The organism is Paraburkholderia sp. GAS333, from assembly GCF_050435665.1.
In the GTDB taxonomy this organism is placed as follows: domain Bacteria; phylum Pseudomonadota; class Gammaproteobacteria; order Burkholderiales; family Burkholderiaceae; genus Paraburkholderia; species Paraburkholderia fungorum_A.
This window is the reverse complement of record NZ_JBNDKS010000001.1, coordinates 40492-60686: the sequence shown is the minus strand read 5'-3', so window position 1 is coordinate 60686 and position 20195 is coordinate 40492. Positions and strand designations below refer to the sequence as shown.

The following is a 20195-nucleotide window of genomic DNA, read 5'->3' as shown; positions in this document are numbered from 1 at the left end:
TTCAGGTTTTCAGATGAGAGTCAGTTCAAACTACACCCTTCGTCAAAACCCGCTTCCCGCGGACGCTTCTCAGGGCGCGCGCTACGAAGCGGGCTATTCATCGGCGTACGCAGGTGCCGCGCGCTTACGCTAATGAATGCGGTAAGGCGCGCCGTGCCACAAGGCACCGCGCGCCAGATCTGTTCGGCATCGAATCTCAATGCCGGCAATTGCTTGATCGAGCCGCTGGCGACAACGCCAACGGCTTTTTCCGGGGGGAAGTTTGCCCATCCCACTGAAGGGTCCGCAAAGTGCCAGTCATATTTGTGGGCCGCGAAGGCACGCGACGCACCGGGCAAGCTTTGCATCAGGCGGTTAAGCTCCTAGCCAAAATTGCCGCGGCCGAAGCCGACGGCATCCCCATCGATATTGCGTCTGCGACACGAACCCGGATCACTCCCAGGTCAGCGCGCCGCCAGTTTGATATTCGATCACTCGCGTCTCGAAGAAGTTGCGTTCCTTCTTCAGGTCGATCATCTCGCTCATCCACGGGAACGGGTTTTCCTCGTTCGGGTACAGCGGATCGAGACCGATCTGCTGGCAACGGCGGTTGCAGATGAAGCGCAGATAGCTCTTGAACATCGACGCGTTGAGGCCGAGCACCCCGCGCGGCATCGTGTCTTCTGCGTAACGATATTCAAGTTCGACCGCTTGCTGGAAGATCTCGCGGATTTCCGCGCGGAACTCAGCCGTCCAGAGTTGCGGGTTTTCGAGTTTGATCTGGTTGATCAGGTCGATGCCGAAGTTGCAGTGCATCGACTCGTCGCGCAGGATGTACTGGTACTGTTCCGCCGCGCCGGTCATCTTGTTCTGACGGCCGAGCGCCAGGATTTGTGTAAAGCCGACGTAGAAGAACAGGCCTTCCATCACGCAGGCGAACACGATCAGCGAGCGAAGCAGCGTCTGGTCAGTCTCGAGCGTGCCGGTCTTGAAGCCCGGATCGGTCAGCACGTTGATGTACGGAATCAGGAATTCGTCTTTCGCGCGGATCGAGGCAACCTCGTGATACGCGTTGAAGATTTCGCCTTCGTCGAGACCCAGCGATTCGACGATGTACTGGTAAGCGTGCGTGTGGATCGCCTCTTCGAACGCCTGGCGCAGCAGGAACTGGCGGCATTCGGGCGCCGTGATGTGGCGGTAGGTGCCCAGCACGATGTTGTTGGCGGCGAGCGAGTCGGCCGTCACGAAGAAGCCCAGGTTGCGCTTGACGATGCGGCGCTCGTCTTCGGTCAGACCGTTCGGGTCTTTCCAGAGGGCGATGTCGCGCGACATGTTCACTTCTTGCGGCATCCAGTGGTTGGCGCAACCAGCCAGATACTTTTCCCAGGCCCACTTATATTTGAACGGCACCAACTGATTGACGTCGGTCTGGCCGTTGATGATGCGCTTGTCGGCGACATTGACTCGCGCTTCAGAAACCGCTGCCGTTCCGGCAGCGTGAGCAGCGGCAATGCCTTTTTCGAAAACGTCTTGAGACGCGAAGACGTTTCGGTCCGAGGGAGCATGAGGAGCGGAACGCGTTCCGATTTGCGAACCGACAGCCGGTCCCGCTGCGTTGCGCAACGCATTCTGTTGCGCGCCGCTCGAGGGAGTTACGGCAGTGATCTCGTCATCCCAGTTGAGCATAAATGTCACCATCAATTTAGAACGGTTTGTACCATCTTTTCACGAGCGATAAAAGAGTTCGTTCGCGAAAAATCCTGTTTTCGATTCGCGTTGCTACGTTCATACAACACTTTGTTCAACCTACTGTGTGTGACGCCTCAGATGAAGCGTGTTGAACGTGTGTCGTCGACGTGCTTCGCGAGCTCGAAGAGCAACGTGTCGCGATGACGTTTCGCTGCTCTATCTATCTGTATTGCGGAGCGTGTTCGCAACGTCTTGCGATTGCTGGAGCGTTGCGTTTGCGATGCTCTGCGCGGTGGTCCGCGCTCGCTTCGCAGTTGCTTTGCGTTGCCTGACACATGCCTCGCGTTTGCCTGTTCGTCAGTGGAAGCGAGGTGAAGTTCAATGTCATGTCGAGCGATGCTTGCGGTCGATTCCGTTGATCGACCCACCACTCGAAGCGTTTGCTGAGCGCCCTGTGTCGCGCGCTTGGTAGTGATGCCGGCTGCTGACTGCGTGCTGCTGCTCTGCGTCGCTGATGTCGCTACCGACGATGAACGGCGCGCTTCCAATTCCACTCGCCGTTCATCGTCTTCCCTTCTTCCACTACGACCAACTTTTGCTGATCGTTACCTGCGGGTATTGCTGCGGGTCATTACCTACACCCGTCAGCAAGCAGCGATCCTGCTGCTCGCTGACTGCTTGCCGACAACTTACTGGCAAGCCTCGCACTCTTCGAAACCAGGATCGCCCGGACGCATCATGCAGACCGGACCATCCGCTTCCGGCGCTGCTTCAACCCCGACTGCTGGCGTGGACGCTGAAGCCTGAAAGCCGCCTGCGGCACCACCAACCGCGCCGTTGTTCGTACCGAATCCACCCGCCGCGCCACCTGCTGCACCGCCCGAACCTTCGCTGCCACCTGAGCTCACCGCGTTCAGCGCGCCGTGCGCAACCGTCGACTTCTCGACGTGCGTCGCCGCCATCGTGCGGAGGTAGTACGTAGTCTTCAGACCGCGCACCCATGCGAGCTTGTAGATCTCGTCGAGCTTCTTACCCGACGCACCGCCCATGTAGATGTTCAGCGACTGAGCCTGGTCGATCCACTTCTGACGACGCGACGCAGCTTCCACCAGCCATACCGGATCGAGTTCGAACGCGGTCGCGTAGATTGCGCGCAGGTCGGCCGGAATGCGGTCGATGCGCGACAGCGTGCCGTCGAAGTATTTCAGGTCGGCGACCATCACTTCGTCCCACAGACCGCGTGCTTTCAGGTCGCGCACCAGGTAGTCGTTGACCACCGTGAATTCGCCCGACAGATTCGACTTCACATACAGGTTCTGGAACGTCGGTTCGATACAGGCCGACACGCCGATGATGTTCGAGATCGTCGCCGTCGGCGCGATCGCCACGCAGTTCGAGTTGCGCATGCCGTACTGGGCGATACGCGAACGCAGTTCGGTCCAGTCCATCGATTCGCTCGAATCGACTTCGACGTAACCGCCGCGCGCATCGGCCAGCAGCTTCACCGAGTCTTGCGGGAGGATGCCGCGATCCCACAGCGAGCCGCGGTAGGTGGAGTAACGGCCGCGCTCCTGCGCCAGTTCCGTCGACGCGTAGTAGGCGTAGTAGCAAACCGCTTCCATCGACGTGTCGGCGAACTTGACCGCCTCTTCCGACGCGTACGGCGTGCGCAGCAGGTGCAGGCAGTCCTGGAAGCCCATGATGCCCATGCCGACCGGACGATGCTTCAGGTTCGAGTTACGTGCCTTGGCGACCGCGTAGTAATTGATGTCGATCACGTTGTCGAGCATGCGCATTGCCACGCTGATGGTGCGCTTCAACTTGTCGTGGTCAAGCACGAGCGTGCCGTCGGCCTGTTCCTTCAGGTGAGCGACGAGGTTCACCGAACCCAGGTTGCAGACGGCGATTTCGGCGTCGCTGGTGTTCAGCGTGATTTCCGTGCACAGGTTCGACGAGTGGACGACACCGACGTGCTGTTGCGGCGAACGCACATTGCACGGATCCTTGAACGTGATCCACGGGTGGCCGGTTTCGAACAGCATGCCCAGCATCTTGCGCCACAGTTGCGCCGCCGGCACCTTCTTGAACAGCTTGATCTCGCCGCGCGCGACCTTCGCTTCGTAAGCCGTGTAAGCCGTTTCGAATTCCGCGCCGAACAGGTCGTGCAGATCCGGGCAGGTGGACGGCGAGAACAGCGTCCAGTCGCCGCCTTCCATCACGCGCTTCATGAACAGGTCGGGAATCCAGTTCGCCGTGTTCATGTCGTGCGTGCGGCGACGGTCGTCGCCCGTGTTCTTACGCAGCTCGAGGAATTCTTCGATGTCCAGGTGCCACGTTTCCAGGTACGCGCACACCGCGCCCTTGCGCTTGCCGCCCTGGTTCACCGCGACTGCCGTGTCGTTGACGACCTTCAGGAACGGCACGACGCCTTGCGACTTGCCGTTGGTGCCCTTGATGTGCGAACCGAGTGCACGCACACGCGTCCAGTCGTTGCCCAGACCGCCGGCGAATTTCGACAGCAGCGCGTTTTCCTTCAGCGCTTCATAGATACCGTCGAGGTCGTCTTCGACCGTCGTCAGGTAGCACGACGACAGTTGCGAGCGATGCGTGCCCGAGTTGAACAGCGTCGGCGTGGACGACATGAAGTCGAAGCTCGACAGGATGTTGTAGAACTCGATGGCGCGCGCTTCGCGGTCGATCTCGTTCAGCGACAGGCCCATTGCGACACGCATAAAGAATGCCTGCGGCATTTCGATGCGGACGTTGTCGTGATGCAGGAAGTAGCGGTCATACAGCGTTTGCAGACCGAGGTAGCCGAATTGCAGGTCGCGGCTGTTGTCGAGCGCAGCGCCCAGGCGCTTCAGGTCGAATTGCTGAAGCTTGTCGTCGAGCAGGCCGGCGCCGATACCGCGCTTGATGAACTTCGGGAAGTACTCGGCGTAGCGCTCGGCCATTTCGCCTTGCGTGACTTCTTCTTCGAGGATCTCACGGCGGATCGTGTGCAGCAGGATGCGCGCGGTGACCTGGCTGTACGCCGGGTCTTTTTCGATCATCGTGCGGGCAGCGAGAATGGCCGAGTCGTAGACCTGCGTCATCGGCACGCCGTCGTACAGATTCTTCACCGTTTCCGCGATGATCGGGTCGGCGCTCACCGCGTCGCCCAGGTTCGCGCAGGCGGATTCGATCACGTTGCGCAGTGCAACCAGATCGAGCGGCCGCGTGACGCCGTTGTCGGTTACGTTCAGACCCGGCGCGCTGGCCGCGACGAGCTCGTCATGACCGCGAGCCTGCGTACGCTTCTCGCGATACAGCACGTAAGCACGCGCGACGTTGTGCTCGCCGCCGCGCATCAGCGCGAGTTCGACCTGGTCCTGAATGTCTTCGATATGGAACGTGCCGCCGTTCGGACGGCTGCGCAGCAGCGCGCGCACCACGCTCGCCGTGAGTTGTTCGACCAGTTCGCGCACACGCGCCGACGCCGCACCTTGACCACCGTTGACGGCCAGAAATGCCTTCGTCACAGCGATGGCGATTTTCGACGGTTCGAACGACACCACGCTGCCGTTACGACGGATCACCTTGTAGTCGGCGTAAGTCGCCTGCGGCGCGAGCGACTGGGCGTCTTGAGCCTGGCCGAACGCCTGGCCAGTCGATGAGCCCTCGTAGCGGGTCGTCGCGTTGTCGGTGGTTTGCATGTGCAAAGCTCCTGGTTCTGGAAATGGTGCGGCGAGTGCCGCGGATTAAAACGAACGCTGCGCAGACATGTACGCAAGCAATGGGGCGCGGGAAAAAGGCCGGCTGGGCCGGGTGGCGGGATGCGACTGCGATGAAGCCTGATTCGAATTGAAAACGGTCTTCATGGTGTGTGTCGCGATCACTTGCTGTGCCCTTTTCCCGAATGTTGCTGGATGACGCCGGAGGTCTCTACCGGCTCCACCACAGGGATATTTCACTGCCTTGGAATGCTTGCGGCGCCATGCTCGGAGAGCGGGGCGCCGCGGACTTATACACTCGGTTATTCACAGAGTTATGCACAGACCACACAAGATATAGTGCACAACCCGGTTTGTGGCACCAAGTATAGTGGAGAATCAAAACAGATCAAATGGTTTTATTTGCTCCGTAAGTCTTGACTTTTCGGATCGCACGGCGCGAAGCGGCCTCCCCGGAGAACACGGCTGCGCCGCGCTTTCGTCGGGTTCTGCGATATCACGCAAAGGGGTGTTTACCGCGTCCCGGAAAACTTGAGATAGGGGAAGTACCGAGCGTCGAGCGTGGTGTCGGCTTGCAGACGCGACCACTCGAAGTGGGGTCCGGGATCGGTCTTGCGACCCGGTGCGATGTCCGAGTGACCGGCCAGCGCTTCGACCGGATAGCGCGCCTTCAACGCGCTCACGAGTGCCGCGAGCGTGCGGTATTGCGCCGCGTCGAAGGCAGTGGTGTCGCTGCCTTCCAGCTCGATGCCGATCGAGAAATCATTGCAGCGCTCGCGGCCGAAGAAATTCGACGCGCCCGCATGCCACGCGCGTTCGTTGCACGACACGAACTGTTCGAGCGTGCCGTCGCGAAGAATCACGAAATGCGCGGACACCCGCACGCCGCGCAGATGCGCGTCGTAGTACGGATGCGCGTCGCAGTCGAGCGTGTTCTGGAATAGCTCGGCGATCGCCGTGCCGCCGAACTCATTGGGCGGCAGGCTGATGTTGTGGACCACGACCAGCGTCGGCACGACCCCTTCGGGCCGCGCTTCAAAATTCGGCGATGGCAGTTTGCGTGCGGCGGCGACCCAACCGTCTGCGTCGACGGTGAATTCGACGCTCATCGAGCGTCGCGGCCCGACGGACGCGCGCCGTGACGTTGCGCATGCGCGTCGCTGCAGAACGGCTGGCCGGCTACCACAACGGAGTCGCTCTTCGGCGCATGCACGCCGCACTCGACGCAACGGATCATCGGCTCGGCGAGCTTCGGTGCTTCCGCCGGACGCGCGCCGCCATTTGCACCTTTGGCACCCGCGCCGTTCGCATCGTTCGCGCCGGCGCTCCCGGTGCGTTGCGCGGATTGTGCGTCATGACGACGCAGTGCCTTCACCAGCCATTGGCCGACGATAAACAGGAGGATCAGCAGAAAAATTTGTCGCATGGGGACACGCTCACACTACAGCACGGTGCAACAGCACCTCGAAAACAAAACGGCTGCCGACGTACGCCAGCAACAGCGCGACGAACGACGCCAGCACCCAGCGCAATGCCGCACGGCCGCGCCAGCCGGATACCTTGCGCGCAGTCAGCAGCGCGCCGAACATGACCCACGAAAGAATCGCGAACACGGTCTTGTGATCGAGCCGCAACGCGCGGTCGACCAGTTGCTCGCTGAACAGGATGCCCGATACGAGCGTCAACGTCAGCAGAACAAAACCTGCGCCGATCAGACGGAACAGCAGTTTTTCCAGCGTCAGCAGCGGCGGCAGCGTATCGAGCCAGCTCGACAGCCAGCCGTTGCTCGCGGCGGCCACGTTTCGTTGCGCGAGACCCCCGCGCATGGCATGCAAACGACGCTCGACCAGCAGCATCAGGATTGCGTGCAGCGCCGCGATCGCGAACAGACCATACGCGATGTTGGCGATCAGGAAGTGCAGCTTGAACATCGGCGCGGCCGAATAGGGCAACACGCGGACGCCGCCGAACGCGAGCGGCATCAGCGAGGCAATGCAGGCGAGCGGCAACACCAGCAGACGCAAGCCGTCGAGCGGAAAGAAAAAGCTCTCGATCCAGTAGATGCCCGAGCCGAGCCAGAACATCGCCGACAGCGCGAACGCGAAGCCGAACACCATCGCGTTCTGCGGAAAGATGGTGGTGTGCAGCAGCACGCCATGCGCAAGCAGCGCGACGAATAGCAACGCGCGTCCCGGCGTGCTCATGCCCGAAGCCGCGGAAACCGATGTCGGGTCCGTCGCGGCGGGCACCGGCGGCACGCTCTCGAGCATGGGGCGCACGGCGGCGTGCCGGTGCGAGCGCCAGCCAGCTACGGCGAGACCGCCATAGAGGAGCGCAGTGAGGGCATACAGTACAATATCCATATTCGAAGTTTACACTAGGCCCCTACTCCACGACGTCTCCTCGTCGCGTGCTGCGCGGGCCGCACCACCGTTCATCGCTCCCCATGCTCGACAATCTGACTCAACGGATGGCGCGCGTCGTCAAGACGCTGCGCGGCGAAGCCCGGCTCACCGAGGCGAACACCCAGGAAATGCTGCGCGAAGTTCGCCTCGCGCTCCTCGAGGCCGACGTGGCGCTGCCCGTCGTGCGCGAGTTCATCGCCAAGGTGAAGGAAAAGGCCCTCGGTGAGGAAGTCATCAGCAGCCTGTCGCCGGGTCAGGCGCTGGTCGGCGTGGTGCAGCGCGAGCTGACCGCGGTGATCGGTGGCGACTACGAAGGCAAGGCCGTCGAACTGAATCTCGCCGTCACGCCGCCGGCCGTCATCCTGATGGCGGGTCTGCAAGGCGCCGGTAAGACGACCACGGTCGGCAAGCTCGCGAAGCTGCTGCGCGAAAAGTACAAGAAGAAGGTTCTGACCGTTTCGTGCGACGTCTACCGCCCCGCTGCTATCGCGCAGTTGAAGACGGTGACCGAGCAGGTCGGCGCAGACTTCTTCCCGTCGGAACCCGATCAGAAGCCGGTCGACATCGCGCGCGCCGCGGTGGATTGGGCCAAGCGCCACTACCACGACGTGCTGCTGGTCGACACGGCCGGCCGTCTCGGTATCGACGAAGCGATGATGGCGGAAATCACCGCGCTGCACGGCGAACTGAAGCCGGCGGAAACGCTGTTCGTGGTCGACGCGATGCTCGGTCAGGACGCGGTCAACACCGCGAAAGCGTTTAGCGACGCGCTGCCGCTCACCGGCGTGGTCCTCACCAAGCTCGACGGCGATTCGCGTGGTGGCGCGGCGCTTTCCGTGCGTCACGTGACGGGCAAGCCGATCAAGTTCGTCGGTGTCGCCGAAAAGCTCGACGGTCTCGAGATTTTCTACCCGGACCGGATGGCGAACCGGATTCTTGGCATGGGCGACATTCTCGCCCTCGTCGAAGAAGCGCAGAAGGGCGTCGACGTCCAGGCCGCGCAGAAGCTCGCCGACAAGGTCAAGAAAGGCGGCGACTTCGATCTGAACGATTTCCGCGCGCAACTCACGCAAATGAAGGGCATGGGCGGTCTGTCGTCGCTGATGGACAAGCTGCCCGCGCAATTCCAGCAAGCCGCCGCCGGTGCCAACATGGGCCAGGCCGAAAAGCAGATGCGCCGCATGGAAGGCATCATCAATTCGATGACGCCGCTCGAGCGCGCGAAGCCCGATCTGATCAAGGCCACCCGCAAGCGCCGTATCGCTGCGGGCGCGGGCGTGCAGGTGCAGGAAGTCAACCGCATGCTGAACCAGTACGACCAGATGCGCACCATGATGAAAAAGCTCAAGGGCGGCAATCTGCAGAAGATGATGCGCGGCATGAAGGGCATGTTGCCCGGCATGCGCTAAGCTTGAACAGGATGGCGGACGCGCGTTCTGGTAGATGCATCACGGAACGCGCGGCAACTTTCAGATTCATGCGGGTTTGTTCTGTACCGCGTGCCGCCCTTCTCACCCACACTATGTATACAGTCACCGCCCGTCAGACGTCATGAACCGCGAAGAAGCTCTCCACATTTTTAGCCACTCCGAAGAAATCGTTTCGGCCGACGACGTCAACGCGTCGATCAGCGGCATGGCGTCCGCCATCCGCGACGAGATGAGCGAGGACTTCCCGCTCGTGCTGTCGGTCATGGGCGGAGCGGCGGTGTTCACCGGCATGCTGTTGCCGCACCTCGATTTCCCGCTCGAGTTCGACTACATCCACCTGACCCGCTACCGCAACACCACCAAGGGCGGCAACGAGATGCAATGGCGCGTGGCGCCGGCCGAGTCGGTGAAGGATCGCGTCGTGCTGGTGCTCGACGACATTCTCGACGAAGGCGAGACAATGGCCGCGATCCGCGACCGCATCATGGCCATGGGCGCGAAGCGTTTCCTGAGCGCGGTGCTGTGCGAGAAGATCATTCCGAAGGCGAAGCCGCTGCGTCCGGATTACTGCGGTTTTGAAGTGCCAGACCGCTATGTGTTCGGCTGCGGGATGGACGCGAAGGGTTACTGGCGCAACCTGCCGACTATCCGCGCGCTGACCGAAGGCGCGTGAAGTTAAAGCGTCTACGCGAGTAGCGATAGATGTAAAAAAGCGGCCCAGATGGGCCGCTTTTTTATTGGTCGCGTTGCTCTCGATTCAAAGCTGATGCACGAAGGAGCGGATGCCGCCGAGCATCATTTCCACTGCGATCGCCACCAGCACCAGGCCCATCAGGCGTTCGAACGCGGCCATCGCACGCTCGCCCAGCCACGCCTGAATGCGCTCGGCCAGCATCAGTACGATCGCGCAGACAATCATCGTGACGGTCAGCGCACCGATCCATTCGAGCGTCTTGCCGGGCGCCTGCGACGTCAGCAGCATCACCGTTGCCAATGCCGACGGACCCGCGAGCGCGGGAATCGCGAGCGGCACGATCAGCGGCTCGCCGCCGCGTGAATCGCCGCCAAACGGACCGTCCGGATGCGGAAACACCATCCGCAGCGCGATCAGAAACAGCACGATCCCACCACCGATCCGCAGCGACTGGTCGGTCAGGCTCATTGCGCGCAAAAAGCCCTGACCGAGCACCATGAACACCAGCAGGATCGCAAACGCGATCGCCACCTCACGGAGAATGACGATCGTGCGACGCTCCGGCGACACGCTGCGCAGGCAGCTGATGAACAGCGGAATATTGCCGAGCGGATCAGTGATCAGAATCAGCAGGATGGTCGCGGACAGGAAGGTGTACTCCACCGTCCGCTCCGCTTAGCGAGCCAACGCTGCGCGGACTTTTCCGATCACCGTTTGGGCGGCGTCTTCGACCGGCAGCAGCGTTGCTTCAGCGTCGCGACGGCCCTGGTATTCAAGCTTGCCGTCCTTCAGCCCGCGGTCGCCGATCACCAGACGATGCGGCACGCCGATCAGTTCCCAGTCGGCGAACATCACGCCGGGGCGCTCGCCACGATCGTCGAGAATTACGTCGACGCCCGCTTCGACCAGTTCCGCGTACAGCTTGTCGGCCTGCTCGCGCACGGCTTCGCTGCGGTCATAGCCCATCGGGCACAGCACGACTTCGAACGGTGCAATCGATTCCGGCCAGATGATGCCCTTGTCGTCGAAATTCTGTTCGATCGCGGCGCCGAGAATGCGCGTGATGCCGATGCCGTAGCAGCCCATTTCCATCGGCTTCGGCTTGCCGTTCTCGTCGAGGCAATTCGCGTTCATCGCTTCTGAATACTTCGTGCCGAGCTGGAACACGTGGCCCACTTCGATACCGCGGCAGATGTCGATCACGCCCTTGCCGTCCGGCGACGGATCGCCCTTCTTCACGTTGCGGATGTCGGCGACGACCGGTTCCGGCAGATCACGGCCCCAGTTCACACCGGTGATGTGGAAATCCACCTCGTTCGCGCCGACCACGAAGTCGCTCATGTTCGCGACCGTGCGATCCGCGACGACCTTGACCGGCCTTTTCGTGTTGATCGGACCGAGGTAACCCGGCGGCGTGCCGAACGTCTCGACGATTTCGGCTTCGGTTGCCATGCGGAAGTCGGCCAGACCCGGCAGCTTGCTTGCCTTGATCTCGTTCAGATCGTGGTCGCCGCGCAGCATCAGCAACCAGATGGTCGGCTCGGCGCCTTCGTTTTCGGTAGCGAGGATGATCGACTTGATCGTGCGTTCGAGCGGAATGTTCAGCAACTCGGCGACGGCCTCGCACTTCGCCTTACCAGGCGTGGCGGTCTTCTTCATGTCTTCGGCCGCAGCCGCACGTTCCGCGTACAGCGGCAGCGCTTCAGCCGCTTCGACGTTCGCCGCGAACTCCGAGGTCGGGCAATAGGCGATCGCGTCCTCACCGGTATCGGCGATCACGTGAAACTCATGTGAACCGCTGCCGCCGATCGAACCGTTGTCCGCCGCCACCGCACGGAAGTCCAGACCGAGGCGCGTGAAAATGCGCACGTACGCGTCGTACATCTTGCGATACGACTCGCGCAGACCGTCCGCGTCCTTGTCGAACGAGTAGGCGTCTTTCATGATGAACTCGCGACCGCGCATCACGCCGAAACGCGGGCGGATTTCGTCGCGGAACTTGGTCTGCACCTGGTAGAAGTTGACCGGCAACTGACGATAGCTCTTGATCTGGTTCCGCGCGATGTCCGTCACCACTTCTTCGTGCGTCGGCCCGAGCACGAAGTCGGATTGCCTGCGGTCCTTGAAGCGCAGCAGTTCAGGACCGTATTTTTCCCAGCGGCCCGATTCCTGCCACAACTCGGCCGGCTGCACCGACGGCATCAGCAGTTCGATCCCGCCTGCCCGGTTCATTTCTTCGCGCACGATGTTTTCCACCTTGCGGATCGAGCGCAGGCCGACAGGCAGGTAGTTATAGATACCGCCGGCCACGCGACGGATCATGCCGGCGCGCACCATGAGCTTATGGCTGACGATCTCGGCGTCGGCCGGAGCTTCTTTCAGGGTGCCGATAAAGAAACGGGAAGCTTTCATTCAGATTTTCCAAAAGCGGCGGCTCCGGAGGGACCGCCCGAAAGGTGAAAACGGTGGGGAAATCGACACAGACCCGGCGCGAGCCGGCACGGTTTGTCCGACAACCGGTACGCATACCGTTCGCGGCGCCGCTGGCTGGACAAACCGCGCCGCGCAAAGCCTTTTGCACAAGGGATAAGGCACGGAAAGACTGACAGGCTACCGCAAACGCTGCCCTTTTGCGGCGAATCGTTCCATTCTGGGCCGATTCGGTGCGTCGGGACCGTTATCTGTTTATAATCAAAGCAATTTTAAAGGATTCGAAGGTGGTTGTATGCTGGATCGTGAAGGCTTTCGCCCGAACGTCGGCATCATCCTCTTGAACGCGCACAACGAGGTGTTTTGGGGCAAACGGCTCCGTGAACATTCCTGGCAGTTTCCGCAAGGGGGCATCAAGTACGGAGAGACCCCCGTGCAAGCGATGTATCGGGAGTTACACGAAGAAACCGGGCTGCTTCCTGAGCACGTCAAGGTGATCGGTCGCACGCGCGACTGGTTGCGTTACGAGGTGCCTGACAAGTTCATCAAGCGCGAAGTACGCGGTCATTACCGCGGCCAGAAACAAATCTGGTTCTTGCTCCGGATGGTAGGACGCGATTGCGACATCTGCTTGCGCGCCACCGACCACCCTGAGTTCGATGCCTGGCGTTGGAACGAGTACTGGGTGCCGCTCGACTGTGTGATCGAGTTCAAGCGGGATGTGTATCAGTTGGCGCTGACGGAGCTATCCCGTTTCATGCGCCGGGCTGCGCCGCGTGCGGAAAAACCTGGCGGGCACCATGGGCCTCGTTATCCCCGGATAGCGTCGTCAATGGAAAGTCCACCGGATTCCACGGTAATGACGGTGACTTCGATAACCACCGTCAGCATCGAAACATCGGTTCACGTCACGATCGCACCCGATTGCGGTCCGGGCTCCGGGTCAGCGGCTGAAGTAGACGCCGAGTCGGAACACGAAGACGAATCGGCCAGCGAAACCCTCGGCTCGCTGTACCGCCCGGGCGTGCGCAATTAACAACTTCATGCGGCTGTCCAGGCCGTCTCTGCTGGCGCGGCTCCTCGAGCCGCGCCAGTATTTCGAGGAAACCATATTGAAAGCAATTGCACTCGTCGTGGCGTGCGTCGCCACCGGCGCCCTGCTGGCTGGTTGCGCCAGCAAACCCACCAATAAAGACGACAGCACATTCGTCTATCTGCTGGACCGGAAAGGCACCTGGGTTGAAAACAAGGTGGACACGTTGCCGCCGCTGCCGCAAGAATCGAATTTGCTGCCTTTCGAAGTGTCGGGCAACACGCCGCTGCAATTCGCAATCGACCGGACTTCGGTTAGCGTCGGTTCCGACGGCGTGGTGCGCTATGTCGTGGTGGTGACCAGCCCGAGCGGCGCGCGCAACGTGAATTACGAAGGGATTCGCTGCGATACGTATGAGACACGTCAGTACGCGGGTTTGAACGCGGACCACGATGGCTGGGACACGACCGTCGCGAACGAATTCAGGCGCATTGAGAACGGCACGCTGAATGCATATCAGGCGTCGCTCTATCAGGATTACATGTGCGCGAACAAGATGCCGACAGGCAACGCGCAGCAGATCGTTGAGAACATTCGCTACAAACGCACGGCAGCCTCGTTGATCCATTGAGACGCCGGCAGGTTGGCCTGATGTGAATCCGAATACGCGTTGAATATAAAAAAGCCGCTCCACGGAAAGTTGGAGCGGCTTTTTTACGTGCTCGTCGCGAGGGTCAGGCAGTGACTAAACCAGTACCAGGTTGTCGCGATGGATCAATTCAGGCTCCAGCATGTAGCCGAGCACCGATTCAATCTCGCCACTCGGACGCCGTTGGATCAGCTTCGTCTCCGCGCTGCTGTAGTTGGTCAGGCCGCGCGCCACTTCGAGCCCCGCCGCGTTCAGGCAGGCAATAACCTCACCGCGCGCAAACGCGCCATGCACGCCGACAATACCAATCGGCAGCAAACTCTTGCCGCCACCGGTCAGCTTTTCAACCGCGCCGTCGTCGATAACCACGTGGCCGCGCACCTGCAGGTGGTCGGTCATCCATTGTTTGCGGGCGGCCATCCGCGCCGTGCGTGCAATCAATTGCGTGCCGATTGCTTCACCCGATGCGAGTCGGGACAACACATCCGCCTCACGCCCACTCGCTATCACCGTATTCGCGCCGCTGTGAGCGGCGCGTTTGGCGGCGAGAATCTTGGTCAGCATGCCGCCCCGGCCAAGGCTCGAACCCGCACCACCCGCCATGGCTTCGAGTTCCGGCGCACCAGCATCGGCCTCCTGAACCAGCGTGGCGTTCGGATCCTTGCGCGGATCAGCGGTGAAAAGACCTTGCTGATCGGTAAGGATGATGAGCGCATCGCCTTCGATCAGATTGGCGACCAGCGCACCTAGCGTGTCGTTGTCGCCGAACTTGATTTCGTCGGTAACGACCGTGTCGTTTTCATTGATGATTGGCACCACGCCGAGACGCAACAGCGTCAGCAACGTGGAGCGCGCGTTCAGATAGCGTTCGCGGTCGGCAAGATCGGCGTGCGTCAGCAGAATCTGCGCGGTTTGAATGGAGTGTTCGGCAAAGCGGCTTTCGTAGACCTGCGCGAGGCCCATTTGACCGACAGCCGCGGCCGCCTGCAATTCGTCGATTTCGCGCGGCCTTTTGGTCCAGCCAAGCCGCTGCATTCCTTCAGCGATGGCGCCCGAGCTAACCAGCACCACTTCCTTGCCTTGTGCACGCAACGCGGCAATCTGCGCGGCCCAGCGGCCGATCGCAGCATGATCGAGGCCGCGCCCGTCATTCGTGACAAGGCTCGAACCGACTTTCACTACCAATCGCCGTGAATCTGCGATGACGGAACGCATTGTGCGCAGTCTCCCAAGATAACGCGTGATGCAAGCCGGCAGCACGCAGAGGCCGCCGGCGCTCGAGCTTTTTTATTCCTGCGGATCGACGCTGGACTCGTCTGCCGCGGCCGCTGCTGCCGGCTTTTCGCGGAAACGCACGTCGGCGGCGAGATCTTCGGCTTCCGCCTGGCGCTGTGCATCCGAATGCGCGGCGATGTGGTCGAACACTGCGTAGCAGAGGTTTTCACAACCCTGGCCGGTCAGCGCCGAGATTTCGAACACCGGACCTTCCCAGCCGAAGCCTTCCAAGAACGCCGAAACACGTGCTTCGCGTTCGTCTTCGGGCACCATATCGAGCTTGTTCAGCACGAGCCAGCGCGTTTTTTCATACAGCAGTTCGTCGTACTTGCGCAGCTCGTTGACGATCGCCTTGGCTTCCGCGACCGGATCGACCGCCTCGTCGAACGGTGCGAGGTCGATGATGTGCAGCAACAAGCCCGTGCGTTGCAGATGTCGCAAGAACTGGTGACCAAGACCCGCGCCTTCTGCCGCGCCTTCGATCAGACCAGGAATGTCGGCGATCACAAAGCTGCGGCTCGGCCCGACGCGAACCACGCCGAGGTTCGGCGCGAGCGTCGTGAACGGGTAGTCGGCGATCTTCGGCTTCGCGTTCGACACCGACGAAATAAAGGTCGACTTGCCTGCGTTCGGCATGCCGAGCAGACCGACGTCGGCCAGCACCTTCAACTCGAGGCGCACCATGCGGCGCTCGCCCGGCTTGCCGTCGGTCTTCTGACGCGGCGCGCGGTTCGTACTGGATTTGAAATGCAGGTTACCGAGACCGCCCGCACCGCCTTGCGCGATTTGCACGCTCTGGTTGTGCTCGGTCAGGTCGGCAATCAGCTCGCCCGTTTCCATGTCGGTGATGGTCGTGCCAACCGGCATGCGCAGCGTGATGTCATCGCCGCCCTTGCCGTAGCAGTCCGCGCCACGGCCGTTTTCGCCGTTGCGCGCCAGATGTTTTTTCGCGTACCGGTAGTCGATCAGCGTGTTGATGTTGCGGTCTGCGATCGCGATCACGCTGCCGCCCCGGCCGCCATCGCCACCATCAGGGCCGCCGAACGGAACGAACTTCTCGCGGCGCATCGACGCGCTGCCATCCCCTCCGTCGCCGGCGATGACTTCAATCCTCGCTTCGTCAATGAACTTCATGCGTAACTCCGTCCCGTGGTGTACTGCCAGATGGTGCTGCTAGATTTAATGCTGCTTTGTACTGCCAGATGCTTGAAATGCTATTTTGCCGCGCCCGCCGCACGTTGATCAATTGGCCGAACGGCATAGGACCGAAGGCAATCGACCGTCGCGAATCCGGCAAAGCGCTGCAATAAAAAAAGCCCCGCTAACTTCGCGGGGCCTTTTTTCGGTCCTGAAGCCCGTGCCTGACTAACTCAGACTGCTGCCGGGACGACGTTGACCATGTGCTTCTTCGCTGCGCCTTTCGTCGAGAAATTGACGTGGCCGTCCGTCAGCGCGAACAAGGTGTGATCCTTGCCGATGCCGACGTTTTCGCCCGGGTGCATACGCGTGCCACGTTGACGAACGATGATGCCGCCAGCGTTGATAGCCTGACCGCCATAAACCTTCACGCCGAGACGCTTCGATTCAGAGTCGCGGCCGTTGCGGGATGATCCGCCTGCCTTTTTGTGTGCCATTTGATTTGCTCCTTAACCGGTGCGCTTACGCGTTGATCGCGTCGATGCGCAGTTCGGTATAGTTCTGGCGGTGGCCGCCATGCTTCTGGTAGTGCTTCCGGCGACGCATCTTGAAGATGGTCACTTTTGCGTGACGACCTTGCGACACGACGGTAGCCTTGACGGAAGCCCCACTGACCAGCGGCGTACCGAACTTAATCGATTCGCCTTCGCCCACTGCGAGAACCTGGTCGAGCGTGATTTCAGCGTCAATGTCTGCCGGTATCTGTTCTACTTTAAGTTTTTCGCCGACGGCAACTTTATACTGCTTGCCACCGGTTTTTATGACCGCGTACATTGAGAACCTCACTCTGTGTTCATTTTTTCCACGCACCGCGCGCGGAAACCCGTGATTATACATAGAGTTAGCTGCTCGGTCAAAACTCATTGCAAGCCGCCGTGCATAATGCCCGCACCCTGCCGCACAGCCCGGCGCGCGGGTTCTGACGCGGCTTCGAACGCGCCGCGCCGCAGCCTGCGACCCGGAACTGTCGCGATTCGCCTTATAATTCGCGGCACTACCCAATTCAGCCATCATGTCGTCGACTGCCACCCCCTCCTCAAACGCCGCCAGCCTGCTCGCTCCGATCGCCGAAGACATGCAGCAGGTCAATCGCGTCATCAGGCACCGTCTCGCGTCCGACGTGATGCTGATCAATCAGATTTCCGAGTACATCATCAGCGCCGGCGGCAAGCGGCTGCGGCCAGCGCTGCTGTTGCTGGTGGCCGGTGCGCTGGGTGAAACCACGGGACATCGCCATGAACTGGCCGCTGTCGTCGAATTCATTCACACGGCGACTCTGCTGCACGACGACGTTGTCGACGAATCCGATCTGCGGCGCGGCCGTCAGACCGCCAATGCGCTGTTCGGCAACGCCGCGAGCGTGCTGGTCGGCGACTTTTTGTACTCGCGCTCCTTCCAGATGATGGTCGGCGTGGGCAAGATGCGGGTCATGGAGATTTTGTCCGAGGCGACCAACGTCATCTCCGAAGGCGAAGTTCTGCAACTGCTGAACATGCATGACGCCGATGTCGACGAAGCCCGCTATATGCAGGTGATCCGCTACAAGACTGCCAAGCTGTTCGAGGCCGCGGCCCAACTCGGTGCGGTGCTGGCCGGTTCGGACGCGAAAATCGAGGCAGCCGCAGCGGAGTTCGGCCGCCGGATCGGTACAGCTTTCCAGATCATGGACGACTGGCTCGACTACACGGGCACGGCTGAATCCATGGGCAAGAATGCCGGCGACGATCTTCGTGAAGGCAAACCCACGCTCCCGCTGATCTATCTGATCGAACGCGGCACGCCGGAGCAGTCGGCGCTGGCGCGCGAAGCCATCGAACAAGGCGGCACGGATCGCTTCGACACGATTTTCGAGGCGATCACCCGTTCAGGCGCCTTGGATCACACGCTCGAATGCGCAAAACAGGAAGCTCAAGCAGCCGCAGCAGCAATTTCTTCATTTCCTGATTCCATTTTTAAAGATACCCTGCTAGAATTATGTTCTTACTCGACGGCAAGACAGTCTTGAACGAGACTGAAACACCGTAAGAGTCCAGCAGTAGAAATCGGGGTGTAGCTTAGCCTGGTAGAGCGCTACGTTCGGGACGTAGAGGCCGGAGGTTCGAATCCTCTCACCCCGACCAGATTTGCCTTGTTAGTTCAAGGCTCGAAAAACCGCCCAGCTTGCTCGGCGGTTTTTTGTTTTTCAACGCAGCTTTTGCGTCGGCCGCACATGCACTCGGCGAGCAATGCTGTTTGGCCGCCGCCGCCCGCTCAGGCGGCTCGCGCAGCCCCCTCTGCTATATTCTCTCCATCCTCTCCCCTATCCTTCACGACGCGTGGAACAACTTCCCTTATGGGCGCAGATTGGCGCCGTCTTTCTGCTGCTTGTCTGTTCGAGCTTCTTCTCGATTTCCGAAACGGCGATGATGGCGATCAACCGCCATCGCCTGAAACACCTTGCAAGTAAGAACGCACTTGGCGCCAGGACCACTCAAGGTCTGCTGGCGCATACCGATCAACTGTTGAGCGTCGTGCTGATCGGCAACAATCTGTTCAATACGATCATTCCGGTACTGACTACGTCGATCGCATTGCATACGTTCGGACGCAACAACGTAGTGCTGTCGATCGCGACCGGCATCGTCGCGTTCCTGATCATCGTGTTCGCGGAAATCACGCCGAAGATCGTCGGCGCAACGTTCCCTGAGAAAATCGCGCTGCCGGCGAGCCTGTTGATCGCGCCGATGATGCGCGTCGCCAAACCGCTCGTCTGGATCGTCAATCTGTTCGCGAACGGCATTCTGCGTGTGCTGCACATCAACACGAAAGGCGCACGCGACCAGCGTCTCTCGACCGAAGAATTGCGCTCCATCGTGCTCGAATCCGGCAGCTTCATGCCGACCAAGCACCGCAGCATTCTGCTGAACCTGTTCGACCTCGAAAACATTTCCGTCGACGACGTGATGATTCCGCGTCGCCGTATCGAGGCACTCGATTTCGATGCGCCGTTCGAACAGATCCTCCATCAACTCGAAACCTGCTATCACAACAAGCTGATCGTCTATCAAGGCGACATCGACCGGGTGCTGGGCGTGCTGCATGTTCGCAAGACGCTGGCCGCCTTGCATAACCAGGAGCTTGAGCGCGAAACACTGCGCGAACTATTGGCCGAACCGTATTTCGTTCCCTCCGGCACGCCCGTATTCCAGCAACTTCAATACTTCCAGGAGAGCCGTCATCGCACGGCGCTGGTCGTCAACGAATATGGCGAACTTCAGGGTCTCGTCACGCCTGAAGACATCATCGAAGAACTGATCGGTGAGTTCACGACGTCGATTCCCCGTAGCGCCAATTCACGCGGCGGCTGGAACGAGAGCGGCGAATGCATCGTCGCGGGCAGCATGCCGTTGCGCGAACTGAATCGCTGGCTGCAAATCACGCTGCCGACCGACGGGCCGAAGACGCTCAACGGCCTGATCCTCGAAATTCTCGAAGACATTCCCGACGGTGACGTGTGCGTGCAGATCGGCGATATCAAACTCGAAGTCATGCGCAGCGACGATCAGGCGATTCGCACCGTCAAACTGTTTAAACCGCCGGCACGCGCAAAGGCCGGTAAGGCGCTGCTGGGCTAGCTTCCCGGCTTGGGGCCACGACTGATTCGCCCAGCTTCGCATAGCGGCGAGACTCGCGCCATTAGCCGAATGGCCGAGTGGCACTAA

The 20195-nt window shown here is 60.8% G+C and carries 18 protein-coding genes and 1 tRNA gene; 7 read left to right on the top strand and 12 right to left on the bottom strand.

The window, feature by feature from the left end; genetic code table 11:
- Window positions 1–20: 20 nt before the first annotated feature.
- The 6 genes from ABH945_RS00265 to ABH945_RS00240 all read right to left on the bottom strand — a co-directional run bounded on the left by ABH945_RS00265 (window position 21) and on the right by ABH945_RS00240 (window position 7744).
- A complete protein-coding gene (locus ABH945_RS00265; protein ID WP_074765841.1) occupies window positions 21–347 on the bottom strand; it encodes a hypothetical protein in 327 nt (108 codons plus the stop codon).
- A gap of 85 nt (window positions 348–432) precedes the next feature.
- Complete coding sequence (locus ABH945_RS00260; RefSeq protein ID WP_074766576.1) at window positions 433–1665, bottom strand: ribonucleotide-diphosphate reductase subunit beta; 1233 nt, start codon at window positions 1663–1665, stop codon at window positions 433–435.
- 692 nt (window positions 1666–2357) lie between these two features.
- Window positions 2358–5363, bottom strand: coding sequence for a ribonucleoside-diphosphate reductase subunit alpha (locus ABH945_RS00255; protein ID WP_074765842.1), 3006 nt, complete (start codon window positions 5361–5363; stop codon window positions 2358–2360).
- 530 nt (window positions 5364–5893) lie between these two features.
- Window positions 5894–6490, bottom strand: a complete 597-nt coding sequence (gene ampD, locus ABH945_RS00250) for a 1,6-anhydro-N-acetylmuramyl-L-alanine amidase AmpD (protein WP_429249394.1) — start codon at window positions 6488–6490, stop codon at window positions 5894–5896.
- Window positions 6487–6807, bottom strand: a complete 321-nt coding sequence (locus ABH945_RS00245) for a PP0621 family protein (protein WP_429249393.1) — start codon at window positions 6805–6807, stop codon at window positions 6487–6489. Before ABH945_RS00245 ends, ampD begins: the two co-directional genes overlap by 4 nt.
- Window positions 6808–6817: 10 nt before the next feature.
- Window positions 6818–7744: a cytochrome C assembly family protein gene (locus ABH945_RS00240; protein WP_074765847.1), complete on the bottom strand. Its 927-nt coding sequence runs from the start codon at window positions 7742–7744 to the stop codon at window positions 6818–6820.
- A gap of 83 nt (window positions 7745–7827) precedes the next feature.
- On the opposite strand from ABH945_RS00240, the gene ffh reads away from it, so the two are divergent.
- Window positions 7828–9195 carry a signal recognition particle protein gene (gene ffh, locus ABH945_RS00235; protein ID WP_429249392.1) on the top strand — a complete coding sequence of 456 codons (1368 nt, stop codon included), beginning with the start codon at window positions 7828–7830 and terminating at the stop codon, window positions 9193–9195.
- A gap of 142 nt (window positions 9196–9337) precedes the next feature.
- The gene (locus ABH945_RS00230; RefSeq protein WP_074765851.1) at window positions 9338–9889 is read left to right on the top strand and encodes a hypoxanthine-guanine phosphoribosyltransferase; all 552 of its coding nucleotides are present in this window, start codon (window positions 9338–9340) and stop codon (window positions 9887–9889) included.
- Between the two features lie 84 nt (window positions 9890–9973).
- Here ABH945_RS00230 and ABH945_RS00225 read toward each other — a convergent pair whose 3' ends face one another.
- Complete coding sequence (locus ABH945_RS00225) at window positions 9974–10573, bottom strand: MarC family protein (RefSeq protein ID WP_074765855.1); 600 nt, start codon at window positions 10571–10573, stop codon at window positions 9974–9976.
- A 12-nt stretch (window positions 10574–10585) separates the two neighbouring features.
- On the bottom strand, window positions 10586–12322 hold the full coding sequence (locus tag ABH945_RS00220; RefSeq protein ID WP_429249391.1) for a proline--tRNA ligase: 1737 nt from the start codon (window positions 12320–12322) through the stop codon (window positions 10586–10588).
- 313 nt (window positions 12323–12635) lie between these two features.
- On the opposite strand from ABH945_RS00220, the gene ABH945_RS00215 reads away from it, so the two are divergent.
- The gene (locus tag ABH945_RS00215; RefSeq protein ID WP_429249390.1) at window positions 12636–13376 is read left to right on the top strand and encodes an RNA pyrophosphohydrolase; all 741 of its coding nucleotides are present in this window, start codon (window positions 12636–12638) and stop codon (window positions 13374–13376) included.
- 76 nt (window positions 13377–13452) lie between these two features.
- Complete coding sequence (locus ABH945_RS00210; RefSeq protein WP_074766578.1) at window positions 13453–14004, top strand: CNP1-like family protein; 552 nt, start codon at window positions 13453–13455, stop codon at window positions 14002–14004.
- 114 nt (window positions 14005–14118) lie between these two features.
- Here the strand turns inward: ABH945_RS00210 and proB are convergent, their stop codons facing one another.
- From proB to rplU, 4 genes are all read right to left on the bottom strand, one after another.
- On the bottom strand, window positions 14119–15237 hold the full coding sequence (proB, locus tag ABH945_RS00205) for a glutamate 5-kinase (RefSeq protein ID WP_074765862.1): 1119 nt from the start codon (window positions 15235–15237) through the stop codon (window positions 14119–14121).
- A 72-nt stretch (window positions 15238–15309) separates the two neighbouring features.
- Window positions 15310–16431: an Obg family GTPase CgtA gene (gene cgtA / locus ABH945_RS00200; RefSeq protein ID WP_429249389.1), complete on the bottom strand. Its 1122-nt coding sequence runs from the start codon at window positions 16429–16431 to the stop codon at window positions 15310–15312.
- 236 nt (window positions 16432–16667) lie between these two features.
- Complete coding sequence (gene rpmA / locus ABH945_RS00195; protein ID WP_007180330.1) at window positions 16668–16931, bottom strand: 50S ribosomal protein L27; 264 nt, start codon at window positions 16929–16931, stop codon at window positions 16668–16670.
- A gap of 25 nt (window positions 16932–16956) precedes the next feature.
- A complete protein-coding gene (gene rplU / locus ABH945_RS00190; protein ID WP_007180329.1) occupies window positions 16957–17268 on the bottom strand; it encodes a 50S ribosomal protein L21 in 312 nt (103 codons plus the stop codon).
- Window positions 17269–17506: 238 nt separating this feature from the next.
- Between rplU and ABH945_RS00185 the strand changes: the two genes are divergently transcribed.
- The 3 genes from ABH945_RS00185 (at window position 17507) to ABH945_RS00175 (ending at window position 20108) form a co-directional block, all read left to right on the top strand.
- Window positions 17507–18499 carry a polyprenyl synthetase family protein gene (locus tag ABH945_RS00185; protein ID WP_074765866.1) on the top strand — a complete coding sequence of 331 codons (993 nt, stop codon included), beginning with the start codon at window positions 17507–17509 and terminating at the stop codon, window positions 18497–18499.
- 38 nt (window positions 18500–18537) lie between these two features.
- A tRNA-Pro gene (locus ABH945_RS00180) sits at window positions 18538–18614 on the top strand.
- Window positions 18615–18809: 195 nt separating this feature from the next.
- Window positions 18810–20108, top strand: coding sequence for an HlyC/CorC family transporter (locus tag ABH945_RS00175; protein ID WP_429249388.1), 1299 nt, complete (start codon window positions 18810–18812; stop codon window positions 20106–20108).
- The last annotated feature ends 87 nt before the right edge of the window (window positions 20109–20195 follow it).